This window comes from Streptomyces pratensis (assembly GCF_016804005.1).
GTDB lineage: Bacteria > Actinomycetota > Actinomycetes > Streptomycetales > Streptomycetaceae > Streptomyces > Streptomyces pratensis_A.
In genome coordinates, this window is sequence record NZ_CP051486.1 from 4,824,568 (window position 1) to 4,850,868 (window position 26,301).

Consider the following 26,301-nt stretch of genomic DNA (forward strand, 5'->3'; position numbering starts at 1 on the left):
GGGGCGGTGTGTGAGCTGCGTGGTGCAGCTGGACGAACGGGGGATGGGTCATGGAACGGCTGACCACGGGTTGCGTGACGGAACAGCACAGGCCGACGGCCGGTACGGGTGTCCTGGCCGGTGGTGCCGCGTACGACATGAGTTCGGGGGAGATCTCCCGCGCCCGTGGCTTCGTACGGGAGTTCCTGACCGACGCGCAGTCCCTGCACGGCCTGGATGTGTCCGCGCGGGCACTGGATGTCGCGCAGCTGGTGGTGAGCGAGCTGGCCACGAACGTCTGCAAGTACGCCCCCGGCCCGTGCCTGCTGGATCTCGAGGTGGACGGCGGCATGCTGGGCATCACCATGTGGGACTCGGGCTCCGTGCTCCCCACCGCCCTGCGGGCCGACCCCGCCCGCGCGGGGCAGCACGGACTGGAGATAGTCCTCGCGGTGTGCCAGAGCTTCGAGGTGCGCCGAGAGCCCGTGGGCAAGCGCGTCCGCGTGGGGATCTCGCTGCTCGACGGCCCGCAGGACGACCCGGCCGGCCCGACACCCTGGTGAACCCGCCGGAACCGCCCGCCCCGCCCAGTCATGGCCCCTCGGTCGCCCTGGACAGCGGCGCGGTGGCCTTCGTGGACTCCACGGCCGCCGGGCCGGCCGCGTGACGCACCGCGCGGCTCGACGCGGGCGTTCGTCGCGAGGCGCGGACGCGTCACGCGGCATGGCACGGCCGTGCCCCCCCAAGGGGGCGCGGCCGTGCCATGGTGTCGCCGGTTCTCAGTAGGCGGAGTCGACGTTGTCGATGGAGCCGTACTTGTCGGCCGCGTAGTTGGCGGCCGCGGTGATGTTGGCGACCGGGTCGGTCAGGTCCTGCGGGGTGCCGGAGACGTGGTAGGCGTCGAACGTCGGCTGGATCACCTGCAGGAGACCCTTGGAGGGCGTGCCGTTCTGCGCGTTGACGTCCCAGCCGTTGGCAGCCTCGGGGTCGCCGCCGGACTCGCGCATGATGTTGCGGTGCAGGCCCTCGTAGGTACCCGGGATCCCCTCGGCCTTCATGATCTTGAGGGACTCGCGGATCCAGTCGTCCAGGTTGTCCTGGTCGGCCGCTGCCTTGGCCGTCTTCTTGGCGATGGCGTCTGCCTGTGCGGAGACCCCGGCTGCCGAGACACCGGCCGTCACCGCGCTGTGCGAGGCAGGCTCGGAGGCCTGAGCGGGGGACGGGGCGAGGGTGAGAGCCGCTGCTGCGGCTCCGAGGGCGCACAGTCCGGAAACCGAGAACTTGCGGATCCGGGCGGTGCGGGCGGCGGGGGCCAGGGACTGGGCGGACGTACGGATAGAACACTCTCCTCGCGCTGATGTCAGGGACGCCACGGGGCCGGCGACGGAACGGAAGTGCGCCACCGGGTCCGAGTGCGGAACACGGCGCTCGCCCCGTCCGGAGCTTCGGCTCCCGTGGACTCGATCCATGGTTAGCGGCACGCGGTGAAGAGGGCAACGACCCGCATTACTACATGCCTACGTAGAACGGGGCCGGGAGCCCGAACGGCTCGTTCCAGCGCCATGAGCCCGGGTGCCGGCCCCTACTACCGCACCTCGTATGTGACCTGGAGCCTATGGGCCGACTCACAGCCAAGGACCTGATCCGGGCTGTCGGCGGGGCAGGAAGGCGCCGGTCGCGGAGGCACGCAGAGGGCGTCGGCCTCGACGACAGGGGTGCCGTGTGCGGTCGTGGCCGACGCCCCGACGGCCTGCTTCAGGCCGTCGCCCGGGCCTCGGTCTCCGAGACGCCGAAACGGGCGTGCACGTACCGCAGGGGCCTGGGGCACCACCAGTTCGCCCGGCCTGCCATCTTCATGATCGCGGGCACCAGGAGCATCCTCACCAGCGTGGCGTCGAGGACGACCGCGAGCGTGAGGCCCACACCCAGGAGCTTCAAGGGGGTGAGTCCGGAGGTGGCCATCGCCGCCATCGTGATGCCGAGCACGAGAGCAGCGGCGGTGAACAACCGGCCGGTCCGCTCGAGCCCGAAGGCCACGGCAGAGGTGGTGTCGCCCGTGCGTCGATGCTCTTCCATGATCCTGGAGAGCAGGAACATCTCGTAGTCCATCGAGACTCCGAAGGTGATGCAGAACATCAGCACGGGCAGCAGCGTGTCCGTGGTGCCGGTGACCAGGAAGTCGCCCACCAGCCAGCGCAGATTTCCGTCCTGGAACACATGGACGATCGCCCCGAACGTGGCGGTGAGGCTGAGCAGGTTGAGCAGCACCGCCTTGACCGGGATGAGGACACTGCCGGTGAAGAGGAAGAGGAGGGTGCAGATGACCAGCACGATGATCCCCACCGCCGGTCCGAGCCGTTCGCCGACGGCGGCTCTGGTGTCCACCAGCGCGGCCGCGTCCCCGCCCACGAGCGCGCGGACCGGTGCCGGCACCGCTCTCAGCGCACCGACCAGTTCTCCGCCCTCCGCGGAGAAGGGTTCGGCGTCGGTGACGACCGAGAGCCACCCGCCGCTCGCCCCGGAGAAGCGGGCGGACGACTGGGTGGGCGGGGCCTGCCGGTCACCTCCGGCATAGGAGCCCGTCGCCGTGTCCACCCTGACGACGTGGGCGGTCAGTGAGATCTCGCGGGCGTATTCGGAGAGACTCCGCGACGACGGGCTCGTGAGGCCGGGCAGCACGATGCTCGCCATGGCTGTGGCCTGGGTGTCGAAGTCGTTGCGCAGCACGTCGGTTGCGCGGTGCACCGGGGAGGACGCGGGCAGCGCCCGGTCGTCCGACAGGCCGAATTCGACCCGCTGGAACGGAGCGGCCAGGCAGAGCAGGGCGGGAGCCACCAGGATCACGGTGAGGAAGGGACGGCGCATGACGATCCGGGCGGTGCGGAAGAAGAACCCGCGCTCGGCGTCGGCGCTCTCCGTGCCTTCGCCCGACGAAGGTGACGGGCCTCGCCGGCCGTTGACCCGGTGGCCGGCCGCGAGCAGGCAGACGGGGAGCACGAGCACCGCGGTCAGTCCGGCCAGGGCCGCCACACTCATGCCCGCGTAGGCCAGCGAGCGCAGGAAGTACATGGGGAAGACCAGAAGCGCGGCCATCGACAGTGTGACTGTCACCGCGGAGAAGAAGACGGTCCGGCCCGCCGTGCGCACGCTCACCAGGACGGCCTGCCGGACGTCACGGCCTGCCGCCAGCTCCTCTCTGTGCCGGGTGATGATGAAGAGGCCGTAGTCGATGGCCAGGCCGAAGCCCAGGGCCGTGGTCAGGTTGACCGCGAAGATCGACACCTGGGTGAACTCGGTCAGCGCGTGCAGCAGTGCCAGGGTGCCCACGACCGCGATGCCACCCACGGACAGCGCGAGCAGGGCGCTCAGGACGTTGCCGAAGATCCACACGAGGATGAGCAGCACGAGAGGTGCCGCGATCAGCTCCGCTCGTACGAGGTCGTGCTGGCTCTGTTTCTCCAGGTCGCGCTTCGCCACCGCGCGCCCGGCGGCCGACGCCTTCAGCGGTGCCGTCCCGGTGGCGGTCTCCCGGCGGATGTCCTCGGCGGCCGCTGCGGTCGCGTGTTCGCCCCCGCGCAGTCGCAGGCTGATGAGCGCGGTGCGCCGGTCCCGGGAGACCAGAGCCGGGTCGCCCTGCGGCCAGTACGAGTCGAGGTGCTGCACGCGTGCGTCGGCACGAAGCCTTTCGGTCAGGTGCCGGCCTGCGGCCGCGGCCTGCGGCTCGTCGACGGAGCCCGGCGCCTCGACGAGCAGGACCAGGTCGGGGCTTCCCGACCGGAAGTGCTCGCGCAGCAGCGAGTCCGCACGCGCGGAATCGGAGTCTGCGGGCGTCCATCCGCCACCGGAGAGCTTGCCGAACACGCCCATGCCGACGGCTCCGAGACCGATCGTCACCAGCACGGTCAGCGCGAGGAGCGCGAACCGCCACCGCGACAGCAGGCGCACCAGGCGCTCGGGACGCGTCGCCCGCCCGCCCGGACCGGAGACGGGACCGGCTTCCCCGGTCATCGTTCACCGGCGGAACGGACTGTGACCTTGTCCCCGCTGCGGGCGACCTGGACCGGGTGCAGCTGCCCGGAGGCCGTACGGGCGGACCGCAGGTCCTCGCCGACCTCCACCGTGCACGGGTGCACACCGGCCAGCCGGCCGACGTGGTCCTTGACCGCGATGACCTCGAGGTGGTCCCTGCCCCTGGAGCCGGGCGGCAGTCCCAGGGCGTGGGCGACGGTGCCCCTGAGCGTGTCCACTTCGTCGACCTCGTCCGCGAGGAGTTCGGTGACCCCCTCGACGTGTCTGCACAGCCCCGCCCCTGACGGTGCACGACGCCCGGTGAGCCAGTCCCGGCGCTCGGGCAGTGAGATGCGGGAGAACCGGCCGACGGACAGCAGGACGTTGATCAGACGCAGCTCGGCGGCGACCCGTCCGTCCACGCACATCTGCACGTCGATCGCCGACATGGGCCTGGGGCCCGCCCCTTCGGCCACGAACCCGGCGAAACGGGCCTCGATCTCGACCTCACCGGCCTCCGGCGGCGCTTCGAACAGCTCCAGTCTCTCCACCCGGAGGGGGTAGCCGACCACGTCGTCGCCGATCTCGTGGGACCACCGCCACATGCTCGCGGACGGGATCACCTGGATGAGGGCGTCCATGACTCCCTGGTTCAGGCATCCCCTCGGCACCGCGCCCCGGCCGATGTCGGCCACGCCGGAGGATCCGGCCGCCCCGACGGCGAGCGAGGTCAGGTACTGGAACGCCGGCCCGTGGAACAGCTCGGCCGAGGCGTACGGATCCGGCTGCACCACGGCGTCGGGCAGCGGGGCGAACCGCTCGGGACGACGGTCCGGCAGGTGGCCCACCGTGACGGTGCCACTGGCTACTTCCTCGAACCGGGACAGCGAGGGCGTCGCCGCCTCACGCCACGACAGCAGTTTCACCTCGAGCCCTGCCTCCGTGGGCACCACCTCCGTCCGTAGCAGGACGGGTTCGGCGAGCGGGGTCCAGCGCCGCAACTGCACATCACGGACGGCCACCACCTGGCCGCCGGTGTGATCCGCGGCGGCCTGGGCGAGTCGGTCGACCACCGACATCATCGGCAGCGCGGGGACCGTGAACGTCGGGCAGTGATCGGCGATCCAGGTGTCGGCGGCAGGATCGAACGTCGTCTCCGTCACTCCCGACGGGCCCTCCGTCACTCCGGTCAGGCTCTCCGTCACTCCCGACGGGCCCTCCGTCACTCCGGTCAGGCTCTCCGTCACTCCCGACGGGCCCTCCGTCACTCCCGAAGGCCCGTCGGACACGACGCGGACACCGAGCCCGCGGACGTGGTAGAGGCAGATCCCGTCGCCCCAGAGACGCGCTTCGGCAACCGCGTAGGGCCCACGCGCGTCCTCGGCGGCTTCGAGGATCTCCAGGTCGATCCTGATCAGTCGGTTGTCCGGGGTGATCTGGCCGCGGTACTTCCATACGACCTCGTGGCCGGGCATGACGGGCTCGAACCTGGGGCGGGGAACCCCGGCGGTGAGGCCCCGCTCGATCAGGTAGAACCGGAGCAGCTGGCACATGGCCTCGATGCCGAGCGAGCCGGGCTGGACCGGATCCTGGAAGAAGTGGGCCTTGAAGAACCACTCCCCCGCGTCGACATCCTTCTCCGACCGGAGCCGTCCGAGCCCCGCGCTTCCCCCCTCCGGCCAGTAGCCGGTGATCCTGTCGATCATCAGCAGCATCGGACCGGGCAGACCTGCCTCACCGGCGAAGTACCGTGCGGGCCTCGTCGTGAGGTCGACCGCGCGCTCGCACGGCGCGTCCAGCGCGGCCCGGTCGCTCTCCGGGACGGGCAGTCCGACCTGGTGGTCGAAGGCGGAGGACGGAAAGTAGCCGAACACCGTCGACAGGGTGAAGACTTCTTCGCCGTCGGCGAAGCACCTGACCGTGAAGGACACGATGGTCATGTCGCCGGTCCGGGAGAGCGAGGTCAGCTCCGCCTCGGTGCGCACGGTCCGGGTGGCCGGAGTGATCTCGCCGGTGACCGTCCCCCGCCCGTCGAGGTTGCGGAAGAGCAGATCGATCTCGGCGCTCAGCGGACAGCCGACGGAGGCGGCAAGCCACCCGCACGGTTGCAGGGCGATCTCCATGAGGACCGCGAACGGCATGACCTGGTGGCCGTTCTGCTCGAAGTACCACACCCGGTCGGGTACGTCGTACTCGGCGACCACCCGGCTGCCCTGCCGCATTCCGCGCTGCGGACCCTCCAGGGAGACGATGCGGGTCATGAAGTGATATGGCGGCCCGGGCAGTCGAGCGATCCTGCGTGTGCCGTCGAAGACCTGCGCCGCGGCGCCGAAGGCCTCGCTCGGCTTTCCCCACGCGCATGCCAGCAACGACGGGTAGTCGAAGGCCAGACCGTCGGCCTCCATCACCGCCTTCGTCTCGTGATGACCTACGAGCCCGCCCAGACGGGCGAGCGGCACAGGTGTCCCGCTGGTCTGCTCCATGTGCCCGCCGAGTTGCCGCCAGTGCGACAGTGGCCAGTCCGGTACGAGCCGGAGAGCGACGTTCTCGCCGTGGAAGGCCCTGACCCCGTCCACGGTGCCCAGAACGTCGGCGTACAGCGTCGGTTCGGGCCCGTCCGAGACGCCGCGCACGAACACCTCGTACACGATCAGCCTGCTGTCGGGGGTGGCCTGACCACGGCAGCGGGCGGTGCAGGGCTGCTCGGCGGCCGGCTCGAAGCGCCAGCCGTCCCTGGCGACGGTGAGACCGAGGGCGGTCAGGTAGAAGGCCATGGCCTGCAGGCCGGCCTGGAGCATCAGGGTTCCGGGCATGCACGGGTCGTTCGTGAAATGCCCTTCGAAGAACCAGTCGTCCGGTGAGACGGGTGTCTCCGCGCGGAGGTAGCCATGGCCCCACGGCCCTCCGGCCGGGTCGAACTCGGTGACCTCGCGCAGGAGCAGCAGACGTCCTCCGTCCGGGCGGGGAGAGCGCACGTGCGACCTTGTGATGTCCCAGCCGGGACCGAAGCAGTCCGCCGGCCGGCCCGCCGCGAAGGCCAGGACCTGTTCGGCGGTGAAGGACGACCGTGCGCAGCGCACGGCCGGCGGGTCGTGCGGGAGGTCCTCGGACGGTGTGCGGGAGGCGGGGTCCCAGCGCACACCGTCCGCGCCGTCGAGCTCTGCCTTCGTGAAGAAGCCCGCCTGGCCCTCCCGGACGCTCAGCCGGAGTTCGTCGCCCACGTAGCAGTCGTAGTGGAAGAAGAACAGACGGATGCCGTCGTGTCGTGCATGCCTGTCGATGTGGATCTCGTAGCGCACGGTCTCCCCCGCCTGGGGCGGACTGCCGTGGTAGGTCATTTCGCAGCCGAGCAGCCGGTACGCCCGTTCGCCCCGGTTGAGCAGATCGATGCCGAGCCAGCTGATCAGCAGCAGGTCCGCCTGGCCCGCCTCGATCATCAGGCCTGCCGGCATGCGCCCGGTGGGGTCGAGGTACCAGCTGTCGAGGCGGACGTCGGTCTCGGTCCTGATCGTGCCGGTGGCGTGTTCGGGTCCCAGGTCGGCGAGGGCGGCGGGGACGGCGTCGATGCCGGTGACCCGGTCGGCGAGCAGCATCGGGGGCCCGGGCATCCTGGTCTGCAGCCCGTACGCGTCCTGTGCGGCGAACCTGGGTCCGAACAGGGCGGAGACCGGCTGCGAGGCGAAGTGTTCCAGCTGCTCCCGGTCGAACACGGTCACCGGCACGGGGTCGGGCCGGCCGGCACCGGGACCGTGCCTCTGCCTCTGCCCCTGTCCGGCCGGAACGGACAGGGCCGGCGGCACTGCTCCCGCCGCCCGCACCAGTGCGGTGGCGAGCTGTGCCCTGGTCTGCAGGAATCTCTGGTGCAGGTGGACCTGACGGGCGAGAACGTCCTGGTGCAGCGCGATCACGCGGTCGGCCTGACGCGCGACCAGCGTGCGCATGTCCGTCGCCTGTGGTCCGGTGGCGGCGGGGAGGGGCACGGTGGGAGCCGGGAGAGGCGCGGTGGCGGCGGGGAGAGGCGGCGGGCCGGCGGAGACGGGCGGAGGGCCGGCGATGACGGGCGCGGCGGCCGGGCCGGCCGGCACCGGTGCCAGTCGGGGTGCCCTGGGCATGACCACTGCGGGCGGTTCGACTGACGGCAAGATGATCTCCCGGTGGGCGGGAACGGTGAAGGAAGGGGTGTCGTCGGTCGTGGGCGCCACGGCGGCTCGCAGATGCTCGAAGAGCGCCTCGGCGCGGACGGACACACCGGCGGCCACGAGTTCGGCCACGGCCAGGTGCAGCGGGCGCAGTCCCCTGCCCTGGGCGTCGAGCGCGACGGCAACATGCTCGCGGTCGCCCAGGATCCGCTTGATCCATGCCGTGCACAGGCCGCTCGGCCCGTGCTCGACGAATACACGGACTCCGTCCGCCCACGCCCGTTCGACCGTGCCGACGAAGTCGATCGTCCCCATGCCCTGCGCCGTGACGGCGTCGGCCGCACGCTCGGCCGTCGGGGTGTACCAGTGCGTGGTCGCCCCGCTGTAGAACCGGACCCCCGGCACGGCGACGGTGGGGCGGTGGTGAAGGTTCCACCACCGGTCACGGACCCCGGCCAGCTCGGGTGCGTGGGCGGCCAGGTCGTAGTCGACCGGAAGCGCGAGATCGGCCCCGAGCCGCGCGACGACGGCGGCGCACGCCCGTGACTCGCCGCCGACCACACACACGTCAGGGGCGTTGACCGCCAGCAGATGGACGGCACGTTCGTGCGCCAGCTCCTCACGGACCCGGTCGATGGGTGCGGTCACCAGGTGACTCGACCACCGGTCCCCCTCCACACCGAGCTGTTCCCAGGCGCGGCGTACTGCCCTCAGCTCGCCTGTGAGTTCGCCGGTGAACAGGCCGCTGCCCAAGGTGTCCTCGTGCAGGGCCGCCACATCCCTCCAGGCTCCGAGGGCGACCAGGGCCGCCGACTCCCCGGAGGAGTAGCCGATGGCGGCGTCCGGTCGCAGCCCCAGCAGACCCCGGCTCAGCTCGACGTGGACCGCGGCCAGTCGGGCGGCCCCCCAGATCTGGTCGAGTACCGTCCGCCCGGCGCCGTGCACCGCCGGTCCGACGGCCTTCCCGTACGTGGCCGCGACCGCGTCGCCGAGTGCGGGCAGAGCCAGCTGCACATCGCGGCCCATGCCCGGGTACGCCGCCGACCCGTTGGTGAACACGAAGGCGACCTCGCCCTCCACCGGTGCGGCGCGGTACACCGCGCCGGGCGGCTTGACTCCGCCCTCGACGAGCCAGCGGCGCACGGCGTCCCGTTGCGTCAGGGGGTCGCCGTCGGACACGAGGGCCAGTCTGGCGGGCCCTCCGCCGGACTCGGTCCCCGACTCCATTGCGGCCAGGACCTCCTGACGGTCACGACCGGAGTACACGTGCAGCCGTGCGGCCGGACCGGCTGCCCTGGCCCCGGGGTCGGCGGTCCGCAGTTGCACGCGCGTCGCGGGTGCCCCCAGCGGTGCCACCACCACGTGCGCGGTGCAGGGACCCGGTCGTGGCTCGGCGGGGCCTCCCTTCCGCGGCAGCGCGCGGTGGCGCAGGGCGGTCACCGCGATGGCGACCCCCAGCAGCCCGTGGGCGGCATGTGCCCTGCCGAACAGTTCGGCAGGGTCGAACCGGGCGTCCGCGCCGTCGCCGATGACCACGTCCGGCTCGTCGGTGGTTCCGGCGTCGAGGAGGGCTAGTACGGTGTCGCCGTCCCGGCGGGCGTCGGTGAGACGCTTGAGGACGACCGCGACCGCGGCGTCCCCGGTGGTGGTGTCCCGTCCGAGCTCCCGCACGGCGGCCCGGTGGACAGGTTCGTCGGAGAGGTCGACGGCACCGACGAGCGCCGCGTCGGCCTCCCCTGCTCGGATCGCACGTGCCGCGAGGCCCAGCGCGACGAGTCCGGAGGCCTCCTCGGCCGAGACGGTGCAGCCGGGTCCGCCCAGGTCGAGCTGGGTGTTGATCCGGTTGGCCACGAGATTGGGCAGGGTGCCGACGACCCGCTCCGCGTCCATCGGCGCGGAGAAGGCGTCCCGGAGAGCTGCGGCCGGAGCCTCGCCGGCGGGCTTGCCTGCCTTCTCCAGCCAGAACGGGGCTCGCCAGCGTGCGGTGGCGAGGGAGTTCATCGTGTCCACGCCTGTCCCTACGAGGACCATGGTCCGGTCCCGTGGCAGGACCACGTCTCGCGCCGCCTCCCGGGCGGCTTCGAGCATCAGGACCTGCTGGGGCAGCGCCCGTTCGACCGCCAGGGGCGGGAAGCACAGCCCCGGCAGAGCCACGTCGATCTCTGCCGCCGGTCCGCTCCGGCGGCCGTCGAGCACCGCTCGGACGAAGTCCTGGGTGGCTGCTCCGTCCCCGGCCCGGGTGGCTGCCGCCACGATCGCCAGGGGCTCACCAGGCGGGCGCCGTGCACCGGGCACCGCTACGGCGGCGGTGTCCGTACCGTCCCAGGCGTCGACGATCAGATGGGCGTTGGTGCCCCCGAATCCGAAGGCACTGACCGCCGCCCGACGGAGGCCGGGCCACTGCTCGGACTCGCTCAGCACCCGCAGCCCTGTGCCGCCCAGCTCGGTCAGCGGCTCTTCGGCGGCGAGCGTGGCGGGCCGGACGCCGGCCCGCATCGCGCCGAGCACCTTGAGCAGCCCGCCCACGCCGGCCGCGGCCAGCAGGTGTCCGACGTTGGACTTCACGGAACCGATGGGCACGTCGGGGCTGTCGGCGAAGAGCCGCGCCATGCTGCGGACCTCTTCGACGTCCCCGACGGGGGTCCCCGTCGCGTGGCACTCCACGAGCGAGACGGACCGCGGTGCGACACCCGCCATGCCGTATGCCAGGCGCATCGCCCGCTCCTGCCCCTCCTGCGCGGGGCTGAGCAGTCCTCTGCCGCGGCCGTCGTTGGACAGTCCTACGCCCCGGATGACCCCGAGTACCGGCGAACCCTGCGCCAGGGCGTCACGCAGGCGCATCAGCGCGACGAACCCGGCGCCCTCTCCGGGAAGCAGACCGTCGGCGTCCCGGTGGAAAGGACGGCTGCGGCTGCTGGGGCTCACTGCGGAAAGGCCGCAGAACCCCACGTGCAGGAACAGGTTGTCGGCCCGGTTGACCGCACCGGCAACCATGATGTCCGCCGTACCGTCGTGCAGTCGGTCGCAGGCCAGTTTGACCGCGTACAGGGACGAGGCGCAGGCGGCATCCAGCGCGAAGGCCCCTGCGCCCAGCCCGAGCGCCCGGGCCGCGAAGTGCGCGGGGAACCCCGAGGAGAAGCGGTTGCGTGCGTCGGGCCTGGCCGGTGCCGCCGCGGCCAGCAGGGAAGGTGCGCCTTCGGACAGCCAGACGTGCTCGGCGAAGGCGGAGCCCGTGCTCGTGGGGTAGGACAGGTTCCCAAGGACCAGGCCCGCTCGGGGCGACGGCCCTTCCTGTCCCGCCTCCCGCAGTGCCTGCCGCGCGCCGTACAGCACCCAGTGGAACAGCTGGTCCAGGCCGAGGATCTCCTCGGGGCCGACGAGGAACCCCGTCGGGTCGAAAGCCGGACCGAAGTCCCGGACGTAGCCGCCGACGTCGGTCCACGTGCGGTCGAGGTGGTCGTCGACGGTTCCCATGGCCCATCGGTGCGGAAGCCGCCATCTGCCGTCCGGGACGGGCGAGAGGCTGCACCGGCGTGCGGCGATGTTGTCCCAGAAGGCTTCAGGGTCGAGCGCGTCGGGGAAGACGCACCCCCGGCCGACGACGGCGATCGGGTCGAATCCCATACCGGTCTCATTTCACGAACACGGACGAATCCGGGTGGTACGGGGTCAGGAAGGACGTCGCACGAGTTCCACGCCGAGCAGTTCGGTCCGGGGGAGGCCGTCCGGGTCGACGAGCGCCACATCGCAGCGCGCTCCTGTGTCGTGCACCTTCCTGGCTCGCACCACGCACCTCACGGTGTCCTCGGCCGGGCCGTACCTGTGCACCCTGCACTCCGCCACCGCCATCGGCAGGGTGGCGGCCCCGAGCGCGTAGTCCGCCCACAGCAGGGCGAGTTGCAGGGCGCCGTCCGTGGCAGCCGCGTCGATCTGCCAGTGGTCGCCGCCCCAGCCGAGGCCGGTCAGGCCGGTCACGGTCGCCTCGGCTCCGTCGGCGCCGACCCCGTGGACGGAGCGGAGGGCACGGAATCGCGGACCGTGGAACAGCACCCGGCCGTCGTAGACCTCGGTGGACAGCGGGGCGATGCCCTGGGGGGTGTCCCAGTTCTCCGGTCGTGGCGGGCTCGCCTCGAACTCCATCTGAATCCGGAAGTGCGGTGTGCTCTCATCGCCGACGAGTTCGGCCTCGAGGGCCGAGGGAGAGCCGGTCGCCGCCCGGCGGGCGCGCAGGGTCAGCCGATGGCCTGCGCCGTCCAGATGCGGCAGTGCGACCTTGCTGAAGACACGGAGGTCCCGCAGTACCAGGTGGCCGGCGTTCGGCCGCCAGGCGGCGGCCGCGCCGGCGAACCGGTCCAGGGCCAGCGCGAGCGGCAGGACAGGGACGCCGGCGATGTCGTGGTCGGCCAGATAGGGGTGGGTGTGCGCGTCGACGCGCACCTGTGCCGGGGCCGGCTCGCCGACGGCTGTCAGGGAGCACGGGTCGTCCCCCGCCGCGATGACCACCCTGGTGTCGGCACCCCGGACGCTCAGCTCGGTGGTGAAGGCGGAGGCGCCCTGCTCCACGGGGATGAGCGGGACACCGGCCCTTCCGAAGTGCGCGGCCAGCGCGGGGGTGACCATTCCACCGTGCCACGGGCCCCACGCGATGGAGCGTACGAGGCAGTCGGGACGCCGGGCGCGCTCGGCGCAGGCCACTTGGCCGAGCACCTCGTTGGCCATGGCGTAGTCGCTCTGTCCGGCATTGCCGAAGACGGCGGCGACCGAGGAGAACAGGACGATCGTGTCGAGCGGATCGCCCTCGGTCGCGGCGAGCAGCGCGCGCAGACCACCCACCTTGGTGGCCAGGACGCGGTCGTACTGCTCGTCGGTCTTGTCGGCGAGCAGCTTGTCCGCCAGCACCCCGGCGCCGTGAACGATTCCTGTGACCGGTCCCCAGTCGCGGCGTACCTCATCGAGCACGCCGTGCAGTGCCACGCCGTCCCGGACGTCCACCGGCACGTAACGGACCCTGGAACCGGCGTTCTCCAGGGCAGCCACGGTGGACCGGACCTCGCGGGCCGCCAGGATCCCTCGCGCCTGGGCACCGATCGCGGCCGGGCCGGCAGCGTCGGAGCGTTCCGCGAGGGCTCGGGTGAGGGCGGCCTCGTCGGTCGCCGCCTCCAGCCCCGGCGGTTCCTCGGCGGGCTCCGTGCGGCCCAGCAGCAGGATGCGGGGCCGGTGGGCCCCGGCGAGGTCCAGCAGGGCGGCCGCTGTCACCCCGCGGGCTCCGCCGGTGGCCACGACGACCGAGTCCGGGCCGATGTCCCCGGTCTGCCCGGGTTCCGTCGACGCGGGGACCGCGGCCAGGGTGGTGCGGGTGCCGTCCGCGCGCAGACCGACCTCCGCAGCCGGTCCGCCGTTCAGCAGTTCGGCGACGATCGCTTCGGCGACGGCGTCCGCGTCACGCCCTCCGCGCTCGCAGTCGATCGCCTTGACCGTGGCCGTGGGCCACTCCTTGGCCGCGGTCCTGGCCAGTGCGGCGATACCTCCGAGCCAGGCCCTCTCGGGCAGGCTTCCGCGGAGCCCGAAGTCGCCGCCGGTGTCCTGTACGGCTACGAACACCCCGCCTGCGGCGGTGAAGTGCGGGGCGACCGACCTCGCCGCCCGGAAGACGTCCCGCTGCAGCTCCAGCGCGGCCTCGGGTGAACCGGCCTGAGCGAGACCGCCGAGGTGCACGACCGCCCGGGATTCCGGGGGGACGGAGGACACGACGGCGGCCCGGAATCCGTGACCGGTCAGTCCGGCCGCCACCAGCTCAGCGATTCCGAGACCGTCCTCGGTCACAGCGATCAGCTCTTCACCCAGACCGGCGAGGGCCAGTCCGGGCGCGGGGGTTTCGACCGCGCGGACGGCGAGGCGGCTGAGCTCCGCCGGCCGGGTGGGCTCGTGCCGGGGTGCGGGGATCTCCTGGTCCGCCCGGGACCGGCCGGCGGAAACGACGGAGGCGGGAGCGGTGGCGGCGGGGCCGACGGTGGCGGGAACCGTGGCGGCGTGACCGACGGGGGCAGGGACGGTGGTGGCGGTGAACGCCTCGACGATCTGGCGGAGCGTGCGGAGCTTCAGCAGCTCTCCCACTTCCCCGTCCGGGCGCTCACCGACCTGCTCCCGCATCGCGGACAGAATCTCCACCCGCTTGATCGAATCCACCCCCAGATCCGACTCGAGCTCCATGTCCACATCCAGCATCCCGACCGGATAGCCCGTCCGTTCCGCGACCACGGACAGCAGCAGCTTTTCGAATCCCTCAGCGGACATGTCCTGGGTTGCGGCAGGGGCTTCGGGAGCAGCGGGAGCCGGGGCCGGCCGGGGATCCTCGCGCACGGGTGGCACGGGCACGGTCACTGCCGGCTCAGGGAGCACGACAGGGGCGACGACCGCCACCGGCTGGGCGGACGGCACAGCGGCCGCGCGCGGGGCGGTGGTCCCGGGCGGAGTGGGCAGGACCGTCGGCGCGGCCGGCACGGCGGGGGGCGCGAACAGGGCAGGAGCGGCGCTTCCTCCGCCGCTCGACGCCCCGAGCATCGCGCTGAAGGTCGTCTCCGTCATCTGCAGGAAGGCCAGGTGACTGTCGATCAGCATGCGCTGGCATGCCTCATGGGCCTGGGCCGTGTAGCGCTGCACGTTGTCGATCACGGCGAACCAGTCGGCGTCCGTCCCGGCTGAGGCAGGCAAGACGGGCGCAGCAGGCACGGCGGATGCGACAGGCAAGGCGGGCGCGACAGGCAAGGCGGGGGCCACGGGCTCGACCTCAGCGGGAACGGCGGCGGCCTGGGCCGGGACCGGTACGGGGGGAGCGGGTACGTGGACGACAGCGGGCGGGGGTACGTCGAGCCGACGGGGCGGATTCGGCGCGGGCAGTGCGTCGGCGCCTCCGGCGGGCGGGTAGGCCCGGCCGTGGTTCCTGCCATTGATCTGCACGGTCATTCTGGGCTTGCGCTCCTCGGCTGCTGCTGCGGGCGGCGCGTAGGGCGCCCACAAGTCGTCGTGGTCGAGTGGGACGCCCCGTACGGCGAGCCGGCCGAGTGCGTCCTGCAGGGAGGTGGTTCCGTTGCGTCCCTTACGGTCCAGGCCGACCGCGAGGTGTTCGCGGTCGCCGAGGATCTGCTTGACGAGGCCGGTGAGCGTGTCACCGGCGCCGACCTCGACGAAGGTCCGTACGCCCGCCGAGTACATCGCCTCGACCTCGTCGCTGAACAGGACGGGCGAGGCGAGGTGGTCGGCGATCCTCCGCCTGATCTCCTCCGGGGCGGAGGGGTAGACCCCGGCGTCGGCGTTCCCGTAGACCTCGATCCGGGGCTCACTGACCGGAATCCCGCGCAGGTACTCGAGAAGCGGTCCGCTCGCAGGTGCGACGACCGGGCTGTGGAAGGCCGTCGCGGCTTCCAGCCGTCGGGTGGTGATGCCCTCGGCGGCGAGCCTCTGCTCGATGACCTCGACCGTCCGCGAAGCGCCGGAGAGCACTGTCTGGGCGGGAGCGTTGTGGTTGGCCAGCCAGACGTCCGTGGCGCCACAGGCGGCGATGGCCTCCTCGATCCGGGAGCGTCCGGCCACCGCTGCCAGCATGGTGCCGGGCACGGCTGCAGCCTCCCGCATCAGCTCCCCCCGCCTGCGGGCGAGGGCCACCAGCGATTCGGCCTCCAGCGCGCCCGCCGCGTGCAGCGCGACCAGTTCCCCGAAGCTGTGGCCCGCCACGCAGTCCGGCCGCAGGCCGAGACCGCGCAGCACCTCGATCAGGGCGAGACTGTGTACCGCCAGTGCGGGCTGGGCCCACTCGGTCGCGGTGAGCAGCCCCTGCTGGGCGGCTCGTTCCTCGTCGCTGAAGGCAGGTGGCGGGAACACCACACGGTGCAGCTCGCGATGACCGGACTCCGTGGTTCCCAGCCGGTCCCACACCGCCTGGGCGGCCGGGGACAGCATGGCGACGTCCGCGCCCATGCCGACGTACTGGGCGCCCTGTCCCGGGAAGAGGAAGCCGATACGGCCGACGTCGGCCGGGCCGGTGGCGTAGTGGACACCCGTCGGTGTGGAGAAGCCCGTGTCCGGGTGCCGGCCGATCAGGGCGAAGGCCTGCTCGAGCTTGTCCGACAGGTCGCCGCCGTGCGCCGCGACGATCGCGAGACGCACGGGGTCACTCGCACGGAAGTCCCGCTGGCTCTGCCGTGCGGTGTCGGGCAGCGGCCGGCCGTCGTCGATCCTCCGCCGAAGGAGTTCGGACGCCGACGGAGCACTGAGCAGCACCAGTTCGGTGGGTGCGGCTCTCAGACGCGATGCCGCACGGGCACCGGACCCGGGGGAAGGGGTGTACTCCTCCAGGGTGACGTGGAAGTTGCTGCCGCCGAAGCCGAAGCTGGACACGGCGGCCCTGCGCGGCCGGCCGGGGGCACGCACCCACGGGCGCGGCCTGGTGTTCACGTAGAACGGGCTGTCCTCGACCTTCATCGCGGGATCGGGCCGGTCCACCTTGATCATCGGTGGGAGGACCTTGTGGTTCAGGGCGAGGACGCTCTTGAGGAGACCGACGGCACCGGCCGCCGCCTTGGTGTGGCCGATCTGCGACTTGACCGTGCCGAGGGCACACCACTGCGCGTCCTCCCGGCCTGAATCCTCGTAGACCTGGCGCAGCGCGGCGAACTCAGCGGCGTCCCCCGCGTTGGTCCCGGTGCCGTGCGCCTCCACCAGCTCGACGCTCTCCGGTCCGTAGCCGGCGTCCTCGTAGGTGCGTCGGAGAGCTCGGGCCTGCCCCTCGGGCACCGGCGCGTAGATCGCTCCGCTCCTGCCGTCCGACGAGGTGCCGATCCCGCGGATCACGGCGTGGACCCGGTCGCCGGCGCGTTCCGCGTCGGCCAGTCGTTTCAGGGCATACATGGCGATGCCCTCGCCGAGCATCGTCCCGTCGGCAGCGTCCGAGAAGGGGCGGCAGTCGCCGCTGGGTGACAGGGCGGGCGTCTTGGAGAAGCACAGATACGTACCGGCGTCGTTCGAGGCGTCGACGCCTCCGCTGATCACCAGATCGGCCCGGCCGAGGGAGAGTTCGCCCACCGCCGTCGAGAGGGCGGCGAAGGAACTCGCGCAGGCGGCGTCCGTGATGTGGTTGGTGCCGTGGAGATCGAACCGGTTCGCGATCCGGCCCGCGATGACGTTGCCGAGCAGCCCCGGAAAGGTCGACTCCTGCCAGGGGGCGTAGTGGTCGGTGATGCTGTCGCAGACGGCCTGCGCCTCGTCCTCGGGGATGCCGTTCTCCCGGAGGGCCTTGAGCCAGACCGGACGCTGGATCCGCGCGGTCATGTGCGTGAACAGCTCCGTGGCGCCCGCCCCGAGGATCACGGAGACGCGGTCGCGGTCCGTTCCGCGAAGCCCGCCGATATCGGTGAGGACCTGCTCGGCGACGGTGAGTGCGAGCAACTGCACGGTGTCCGTGGAACCGAGGGTGTTCGGGGGGATGCCGAAGGCCATCGGGTCGAACGCGACGTCGGAGAGGAAGGCCCCCCGGCGGGCGTACGTCTTGTCCGGCGCGGCGGGGTCGGGATCGTAGTAGTCCTCGACGAGCCAGCGGGCGGCGGGGACGTCGGTGATCAGGTCACGCCCGGTCACGACCGTACGCCAGAAGCCGTCGGCACCGTGCTCGCCGGGCATGAGAGCACCGATGCCGACCACGGCGATCGGAACCTGTGGGGGGCGGGGGGAGGACATGCTCTCCACTTCCTTGCTGGTCGGTGGACGCCGGGTCGCGGTCAGGCGAGGGGGCACGGGGTGAAGAGGGACGCCGAGGACGGCACCGGCACGCCGTAGGTGCGGAGCTGGTGCGCGCGGGTGACCACCGCGGCGCCTTCGAGCAGGTTGAGCGCGATCTGCACGACGGAGCGGTTGGCCCGGTGCGCCAGGAAGCTGCCCGCTGTCCATCGGTTGAACGCGCCCATCGCCGGACCGCACCAGATCTGGTAGTCACCGCGCCGGGTGGCGTCCCCGGTGATGGCCCATCGGCTGGAGTTGCCCAGGTACCAGCGGAAGACCAGTGCCATGCGGTGCCTGGGTTCACGCTCGGCGCGGGCCGCCTCCTCGGGGTCGCGCTCCTGCCAGAAGCGCCGGGTGAGCTCCCACACTTCGTCGAGCGGGGCTCGGAACACGTCCCGTTCGAGCTTGGCGCGCAGCTGCGACGGCAGTTCCTCGAGCGAGGAGTGGGCCTCGTACGCCGCGTGGAGGTACCCGGCCCGCTGGGCGAACAGGCTTCCCCGGCGCAGGACCTGGAGCTTGACGCCCAGCTCGAACATGTCGGCCGCCGGGGCCATGCCGACGTCGGCGATGTCGGCGTCGTCCAGCATCGCCTTCGCGTCGTCCGAGATCCCTGCTTCCACGGCGACCTGATTCACCGAGCCCGTCACGACGTAGGCCGCGCCGAGGGCGAAGGCGGCGGCGACCGCGTCCGGGGTTCCCAGTCCGCCGGCGGCGCCGACCCTGACCGCTTCCGTGTACCCGAAGCGTTGGGTGAGTTCCTCCCGCAGGAGCAGGATCCGCGGCAGCAGGACCCCGAGCGGCCGGTTGTCGGTGTGTCCGCCGCTGTCGGACTCCACCGTGAGGTCCTGGGCCACGGGTACCCGCGCGGCCAGCGCGGCTTCCTCCGCGCTGAGCTCCCCGCTCTCGACCAGGGGACGCAGCAGGCCGGGCGGCGCGGGCGAGAGGAAGTGTGCCGCCACCTCGGGGCGTGACACCTTGGCGAAGACCCGGGTGCGCCGTACGATCCGCCCGTCCGGGCCCCGGCGCAGTCCCGCGGCCGAGCACAGCACCACGGCCGGGGTGAGTTCCATGTACGCCGACGCCGAGACGCAGGGGACGTTGTGGCGCAGGAGCAGCTTGGCGACCCGGTACTCCAGAGCGGGTTCGTTCGGGGAATGGATCAGGTTCACCCCCCAGTTCGGCATGCCGGCCAGCTCCGTGGCCAGCTCGTGCACCGCTCGCTCCACCTCGGGGCACCCGAGGCCACCGGCGCCGAAGAACCCGAGCATCTCAGCCCGGGCCATCGCCGCCACCATGCGTGTCGTGGCGATGCCGTTCGCCATCTCCCCGGCCACGTAGGGGAAGCGGACCCCGTGCGCCTCGCAGAAGGTCCGTCCTCCCAGCCACTCCGGATACAGCGGCGGCAGTGTGCCGACGGTCTCGCCCACGGGCCTCGGGCCCATCACCAGGCCCAGTTCCCGGCCGGTGGGGCCCGCGACGATGTGCGCGTGCTGCCGGACCTGCCGGACGCAGGCCGCGATCTGCTCCGGCGCGAAGACCGGCGCGGCAGCGACGGCCCCGTCGGGACATGTCAGTACGGACAAGGTCTGGTTTCCCATCAGGAAGAGGTGCGGACGGCGGGAGCGGCCCCCGCGAGGCGCGGGGGCGCTGTGGAACGCGCCCTGTGCGGGGCCCCGGCGCGGGTCAGGGCGCCCCCGTGGTGGACGCCGTCCGCCCCGTACCGATGCCGGTGGCCAGGTAGTCGAGATCGACACGGATCCCTGACGGGAAAGGGCCCAGCAGGCTCCGCACGCGGGTGTCGTCGAATCGACGGCGATGGCTGAGGTACGGCGTGAAGCCGGGGTAGAGGTCGGCGGCTGCTTCCAGCGGGTCCGGGTCTTCCGGCTTCTTCTCGACGAGCCGCACCTTCACCGGCGCCATCCGCTCCAGCAGGGCGGCGAGAACGGTGGTGGCGACGTCGTGGTCGTGGACGACGTGATAGACGTCGGCCCGCCCCGAGGGGGGCCGGCTCGCCAGCTGGACCATGACGGCGGCCGCGTGCTCCACCGGCATCAGATTCAGATGGCCGCGGGGGTGGCCCGCCACCCGCACCACCGGGCGGTCCCGCTCGGAGACCTCCCCTTCGGCGGGAGCGCCGCTCCCCAGCGCGGCCTCCACGATCCGGGAGAGGAACTGCAGCGGATGCTGGGGAAGTTCCGGACTGGGTGGCATGTCGGTGACCAGGACGCTGGGCCGCATGACCACGACCGGACGGCCGTGTTCCCGCGACCAGTCGCGTACCAGCACCTCGGCCTCGTACTTGGACCGCTCGTAACTGTTCTCGAAGCCGTACCGGTCGTCCAACTCGTCCTCGTAGAGCACGCCTTCACGGCGCGCACCGCCCACGAAGGCGGTACCGACGTGGTGGACCAGCGGTCGGCGGGCGCCGGAAGCGGCCAACTCCAGTACGTGACGGGTGCCTTCGACGTTGACCCGGCGGAGGTTCCCGAGTTCGTCGTCCAGCTTGATGTTGCCCGCGCTGTGCCAGATGACGTCCAGCCCGTCCGCGAGCCGCCGGAACTCCGCGGCGGTCAGCCCCAATCCGGGCCGGCTCAGGTCGGTCTCCACGACACGCAGCCTGCGGGGGAGCTCCGCGGTCAGCGCGGCGGGCGCACCCGTCAGCTCCATGAAGCGGGTGATCCGTCCCAGCGCGCAGGGGGATCCGGCGTGCGCGAGGACCGTCAGCGAGTCGTGGCGTTCCAGCAGCTGACGGACAAGACGCAGTCCTAGGAACCCGGTGGCCCCGGTGAGAGCGACTCGCACTTTCAGTAACTCCAGAGTTCAGGGAATTGAGATCCGGTTGCCTGGCCGGGGAACCGTGGAGCTGGTGGAGTCACCCGCGGATCGCGCGGTCCGGCACCCCGGCATGGACAACCACCGGTCCGTGGACATGGAAACGGCATGGCCGACGCCTTTGCGCAACTTCACCCGAATGGACCCGCGCTTCGGCCGCAGGCGGGCCGGGGCTCCACCCGGCACCACGAGCGCCGGCCGAAGTGCGGCCGCTCCGTGCGCTGTTGCACGCTCGGCCGGCCGATCGCGGGATCAGCCATTTCTGAAGGACGTCGAGTGCGCACCGAGCACCGACGATCCGGCCCATCTCGCGCTCGTCGAGCCGTACTACGCCCGGATCTCGCACGAACCGCGCAGCCCCGGGCACGACGAGGGCGGCCCGGTCGTCGCCGTCCAGATCGAGAACGAGCTGAGCAGTCGCCCGCCTGTCGATGTCGGCGACCAGGACGCGGGCCCCCTCGTCGGCGAGGCGCCGGGCGGTGGCGGCTCCGATGCTCCCGGCCGCTCCCGTGACCACGACGGTCCGGCCGTCGAAACGACGCGCTCCCGCGGGCGCCTGCGGCCCGGGGAAGGCATGGGGCGGCTCCGTAGGCTGCGGCACGGACGGCGTTCGGACGGCCGGTGGCGCCCAGGTACACCACCACTACGCTCTTTAAATAAGAATTAATACTGGACACCAGCACATTCGCCCGAGGTGGCACCGAGAGCCGATCACCCGGCACACGGCGACAGCGCTTCCCCTTACCTGACCGAAGTGCAAAACGAAAACGCGTCGCTCAAAATGACTGTTCGAACAGAAACGTTCACATGTGCTCACCAGGCCGATACACTGACACCCAGCCGGGCTTCGAAGAGTTCAAGGAGGGGGTGCTGAAGCATGCATGCCGAGGAGAGGCATCAGGCGATACTTCACAGGCTGCGCGAGCGGGGCACGCTCCGGGTCACCGACTTCGCCGAGGAGCTGCAGGTCTCGCCAGTCACCATTCGCCGTGACATCGAGACGCTGGCGGACCGAGGGCTGGTCACGCGCGTGCACGGCGGCGCCGTCCTGCCGACGGCACGCGCCGGGGCCACGGGTGCGGAGCCGGCCGCCAGGCTCCAGTCAGGCCGCGGGCAGTTGTCGTTCGGCCTGATCGTGCCGGCCGCCGACTACTACTACCCGGAAGTGATCAAAGGCGCGCAGGAGGCAGCGGGCGAGCGCGGCATCCGCTTGGTGCTCGGCATCTCGCAGTACAGCCCGGAGGAGGAACGTGCGCAGGTCGGGCGCATGCTGGCCGACGGCCTCGACGGGCTCCTCATCGCGACCTGCGACGTCGCGGCTGCCTCGTCCTGGCTCAGCGAGCTGACCATTCCACACGTGTGGGTGGAGCGCCGCCCTGAGGACGAGATCTCCGCCGCCGAGCGGGTCGTCACCGATCACGTCTACGGCGCCCGGCTCGCCGTTCACCACCTCGCCGCGACGCGCCGGAAGATCGGGCTCCTGGTGCGCGACGACAGCCCGCACAGCGAGCCCCTTGTGGACGGATACCGGAAGGGCCTGGCGTCGGCAGGGCTCGATGCGCCCGCCGACGGCGTCTTCCGCATGCCGCCGCCCGCCGGTGACGCCGTCCGCCGCGAGGAGGTCCTGGGCGAGTTCGCCGACGCGGTCACCGACGGACTCCTGGACGGCGCCCTGATCCACAACGACCACGACGCACTCGTGCTGCTCCAACGCCTTCGTGCCCGCGGCGTCGACGTGCCCGGCGACCTGGCCCTCGTCGCCTACGACGACGAGGTCGCCTCCCTCGCCGACATCCCTCTGACCGCCGTCGCCCCGCCCAAGCTCGCCGTGGGCGTCTCCGCCGTGGAACTGCTGGCGAAGCGCGTCTCGGACCCGAGCCGTCCACGGCATCTGCTCTCGATCCTGCCGGAGCTGCACGTCCGCGCCTCCACCTGATCCCCCGTTCACGCGGTACGCCCACCCGGAGAGCCCCTCATGTTCCGCATCTCGCCCGAGGGGTTCTCCCTCGACGGCCGCCCTCTGCGCCTCCTGTCAGGCGCCTTGCACTACTTTCGCGTCCAGCCGGAGCAGTGGCCGCAGCGGCTCCGCATGCTGCGCTCCATGGGCCTCAACACCGTGGAGACGTACGTCCCCTGGAACCTCCACGAGCCGCGCCCGGAGGAGTACGACTTCGCGGGAATCGCGGACCTGGACCGCTTCCTGCACGCCACCCGCGAGGCAGGACTGCACTCGATCGTCCGGCCATCGCCCTACATATGCGCCGAATGGGAGAACGGCGGCCTGCCCTGGTGGCTGCTCGCCGACCCGGCGGTACGGGCCCTGCGCTGCCAGGACCCGGGCTATCTCGCACGTGTGAACCGCTGGTACGACCGCCTGATGCCGCTTATCGCGCCGCACCAGGTGACCCGGGGCGGCAACGTACTCATGGTGCAGGTGGAGAACGAATACGGGTCCTACGGCACGGACACCGGCTACCTGGAGCACCTCGCGGCCGGGATGCGGGCGCGGGGCATCGACGTGCCGCTGTTCACGTCGGACGGTCCCGACGACTTCTTCCTCACCGGGGGCACTGTCCCGGGGCGTCTGGCCACCGTGAATTTCGGCAGCCGCGCGACCGAGGCCTTCGCCGGTCTGAAGCGGCTGCGCCCTGACGACCCGCCCATGTGCATGGAATTCTGGTGCGGCTGGTTCGACCACTGGGGCGCCGAGCACGTCGTACGTGACCCGAAGGACGCCGCGGACTCCCTGGCGGAGATCCTGGCTTCGGGAGCGTCGGTCAACCTGTACATGGCACACGGCGGAACGAACTTCTCCACCTGGGCGGGGGCCAACACACAGGACCCGGCGACCGGTTCGCGCTACCTCCCGACCGTGACGTCCTACGACTACGACGCGCCGGTGGATGAGCGCGGCGGCGTGACGGAGAAGTTCCTCGCCTTCCGCAACGTGCTGCGGCAGTACGCCGATGAACCGCTCCCCGAACCGGAACCGCCGGCCCCGCTCCTGCCCACCGGGCTCGTACAACTGAGTGAGTCGGTCCCCCTCTTCGATGTCCTGGACGTACTGGCGCACGAAGAGGTGCGAGCCGCCGAGCCGCCGTCGTTCGAGGAGCTCGGGATCGGGCACGGGCTCGTGCTCTACACCTCCCGCATCCCCGGCCCGCGCGGCCCCTACCCGCTGACGGTACACGGCCTCGCCGACCGCGCACACGTCTTCGTGGACGGCACGCAGGTAGGGGTACTCGAGCGGGACGGAGCCGAAGCGGTCGAGGGAGTCCACGTCAGCGGGACGCACGCGCAAGTGCAGCTGCTGGTGGAGTCGATGGGCCGGGTCAACTACGGGGTGGGGCTCGGGGACCGCAAAGGTCTCAGCCGTGTCCTGCACACACAGCAGATACTGCACGACTGGACCGCGCGTGCGGTCGAACTGGGCCACGGGACACCCGACGGGCTGCCATGGAGGGCCTCGTCCGATGCGGCCGCGGACACGCCCGCGCCACGCCCGGGACCGGTCTTCCACCGCGGCTTCCTCGATGTGGCGGAACCGGGCGACACCTATGTCGCCCTGCCGGGGTGGGGCAAGGGCTACGTCTGGGTCAACGGCTACTGCCTGGGCCGGTACTGGGAAGCCCGGGGTCCCCAGCGGACGCTGTACGTACCGTGGCCACTCCTGCGAGCGGGGCGCAACAACATCGTGATCCTGGAACTCGACGGTGCCGGACATCCTGCCGTGGAACTGCGCGACGCCCCGGACCTCGGCTGATCCCCCTGCGCGGCAGGCGCACCCGACGGACCGCGGACCGAGCACTCCGGCTCGCGGCACCGAGGTAGCCGCCGCGCGGCCCGCCGGGTGGGCTGCCACGCGGTCCGCCCGGTGAGCTGCACCCCTCCCCGGCGAGGCGCACCGGCCTCGACGTTCTCCGCGTCCTCCGCATTCTCCGCGTTCACGAGCATCGCAGCGCCGATACCCCCGCCCGAGCCGGCGGGGGTATCGGCGCTGCGCGTGGGCCGGTGCCGATCGGTGCGGTCGTACGCCCGCGCTCACAATCACGCAACCCGATCGATATCGCTTCTTGATGTTCGTTTGTTCATTTCCTATTGACTCTGATCGTTCTTGGCCGAAAGATGTCGTCAACTCGCCGCCACCTGTTGGCCTCCCGTAGGAGTATCGCCATGCAGCCCAGCACCCGTTCGTCCTCCACGGCCCTCGCGGCCGCGTTGGCTTCCCTGGCCCTCCTCGTCACCGCCTGCGCGGGAGAGGACACCTCATCGGACGCCGGCACCGGTTCCGCCGAGAAGCCCGTGGAAATCACCTACTGGTCGTGGATGCCAGGCACCGCCGACATGACCGAAGCGTTCAACGCGTCCCACCCGGACATCAAGGTCACGCACGCCGAGATCCCCGCCGGCCTCAACGGCGGTTACGACAAGATCTCCAAGGCGGTCAAGGCGGGCAACGCCCCGGATGTCGTCAACCTTGAGTACCAGGCCGTGCCCGACTTCGTGACCCAGGGGCTCCTCCGCGACTCCAGCGCCGAACTCGGCGGCATCGTCGAGGAGTACGCCCCCGACTCGGTGCGGAGCCTGGTCACGCTCGGGGACAGGACCTGGGCAGCCCCCTACGACGTCGGTCCGCAGACGCTCTACTACCGAACCGACCTCTTCGAGGAGTACGGCATCGAGGTCCCGGCCACCTGGGCCGAGTTCAGGGCGGCCGCGGAGAAGGTCAGGACCGCTTCCAAGGGCAAGGCGCGACTGCTCGACTTCTGGGGCGACGACACCGCCACCTGGGCCGGTCTCTCCCAGCAGGCCGGCGCCCGGTGGTACGGCGCGACGAGCGACGCCTGGAAGGTGGACATCACCGATCCGGCCACCCGGAAGGTCGCCGACTACTGGAAGGGCCTGGTCCAGGACGACCTGGTCCTCAACCACAAGGGGTGGAGTCCTGAGGCGACCAAGGCGGTCACCGACTCGAAGGCGATCGCACTGATCGGGGCTTCATGGAGCGCCGGTTCCATCAAGACCACCTACCCCGGGCAGGCGGGCAAGTGGGCCGAGGCACCGCTTCCCCACTGGGGAACACCGGCCACCGGTGCGGTCGGCGGCTCGGCGTTCGCCATCACGAAGGACAGCAGGAAGGCCGAGGCCGCCGCCGAGTTCATCGCCTGGTCCACCACCGAGACCAAGGCCGTCGAGGCCCGCCTCGCGGCCGGCACCTCCAGCGGTCTGCCCGCCGCCGAGAAGTTGCGTGCCGCCGCCAGGTCCACGTTCGACACCTCGTTCTTCGCCGGCCAGGACATCTACGCCGTCGCCGGGTCACAGGTACCGCGCATCGCGAAGGACTGGACCTGGAGCCCCGTGCACAACTCCACGACGATGACCATGCAGGCGGAGTTCGGCAAGGCCCAGAAGACCGGGGAGTTCTGGCCGGCGTTCGAGGCCGGTCAGGCTGCGGCCGAGAAGGCGATAACCGACCGGGGCCTGAAGCTCGCCCGTTGATCCTCGCGTTCCCGAGCCGCCGGGGCGGGCACCGATACCCCGCCCCGGCGCTCCGACCCCTCCAAGGAGCTAA

Annotated in this window: 11 protein-coding genes; 4 read left to right on the forward strand and 7 right to left on the reverse strand. The window is 71.6% G+C overall.

Annotated elements, in window-relative coordinates:
* The first annotated feature begins 50 nt into the window (after positions 1 to 50).
* Entirely contained in the window at positions 51 to 542 is a 492-nt protein-coding gene (locus HED23_RS19555; protein WP_203184694.1) for an ATP-binding protein, read from the forward strand.
* A 216-nt stretch (positions 543 to 758) separates the two neighbouring features.
* Here the strand turns inward: HED23_RS19555 and HED23_RS19560 are convergent, their stop codons facing one another.
* The 7 genes from HED23_RS19560 to HED23_RS36120 form a co-directional block, all read right to left on the reverse strand.
* Positions 759 to 1,448 (reverse strand): transglycosylase SLT domain-containing protein, encoded by a 690-nt coding sequence (locus HED23_RS19560; RefSeq protein ID WP_203184695.1) that lies wholly within the window; start codon positions 1,446 to 1,448, stop codon positions 759 to 761.
* Between the two features lie 286 nt (positions 1,449 to 1,734).
* Positions 1,735 to 3,987 carry an MMPL family transporter gene (locus HED23_RS19565; protein WP_203184696.1) on the reverse strand — a complete coding sequence of 751 codons (2,253 nt, stop codon included), beginning with the start codon at positions 3,985 to 3,987 and terminating at the stop codon, positions 1,735 to 1,737.
* The gene (locus HED23_RS19570) at positions 3,984 to 11,750 is read right to left on the reverse strand and encodes a beta-ketoacyl synthase N-terminal-like domain-containing protein (protein ID WP_203184697.1); all 7,767 of its coding nucleotides are present in this window, start codon (positions 11,748 to 11,750) and stop codon (positions 3,984 to 3,986) included. The genes HED23_RS19565 and HED23_RS19570 overlap by 4 nt, the downstream gene beginning before the upstream one ends.
* 45 nt (positions 11,751 to 11,795) lie before the next feature.
* The gene (locus tag HED23_RS19575) at positions 11,796 to 17,855 is read right to left on the reverse strand and encodes a type I polyketide synthase (RefSeq protein ID WP_203184698.1); all 6,060 of its coding nucleotides are present in this window, start codon (positions 17,853 to 17,855) and stop codon (positions 11,796 to 11,798) included.
* Positions 17,856 to 17,896: 41 nt separating this feature from the next.
* Positions 17,897 to 19,480: a PfaD family polyunsaturated fatty acid/polyketide biosynthesis protein gene (locus HED23_RS19580; RefSeq protein ID WP_420803085.1), complete on the reverse strand. Its 1,584-nt coding sequence runs from the start codon at positions 19,478 to 19,480 to the stop codon at positions 17,897 to 17,899.
* 100 nt (positions 19,481 to 19,580) lie between these two features.
* Positions 19,581 to 20,699 (reverse strand): SDR family oxidoreductase, encoded by a 1,119-nt coding sequence (locus HED23_RS19585; protein WP_203184700.1) that lies wholly within the window; start codon positions 20,697 to 20,699, stop codon positions 19,581 to 19,583.
* Between the two features lie 70 nt (positions 20,700 to 20,769).
* Positions 20,770 to 21,330: an SDR family NAD(P)-dependent oxidoreductase gene (locus HED23_RS36120; RefSeq protein ID WP_203184701.1), complete on the reverse strand. Its 561-nt coding sequence runs from the start codon at positions 21,328 to 21,330 to the stop codon at positions 20,770 to 20,772.
* A 276-nt stretch (positions 21,331 to 21,606) separates the two neighbouring features.
* On the opposite strand from HED23_RS36120, the gene HED23_RS19595 reads away from it, so the two are divergent.
* From HED23_RS19595 to HED23_RS19605, 3 genes are all read left to right on the forward strand, one after another.
* Positions 21,607 to 22,665, forward strand: coding sequence for a substrate-binding domain-containing protein (locus HED23_RS19595; protein ID WP_203184702.1), 1,059 nt, complete (start codon positions 21,607 to 21,609; stop codon positions 22,663 to 22,665).
* A 39-nt stretch (positions 22,666 to 22,704) separates the two neighbouring features.
* Entirely contained in the window at positions 22,705 to 24,492 is a 1,788-nt protein-coding gene (locus HED23_RS19600; RefSeq protein WP_203184703.1) for a glycoside hydrolase family 35 protein, read from the forward strand.
* A gap of 410 nt (positions 24,493 to 24,902) precedes the next feature.
* A complete protein-coding gene (locus HED23_RS19605) occupies positions 24,903 to 26,228 on the forward strand; it encodes an ABC transporter substrate-binding protein (protein WP_203184704.1) in 1,326 nt (441 codons plus the stop codon).
* Positions 26,229 to 26,301 lie beyond the last annotated feature (73 nt).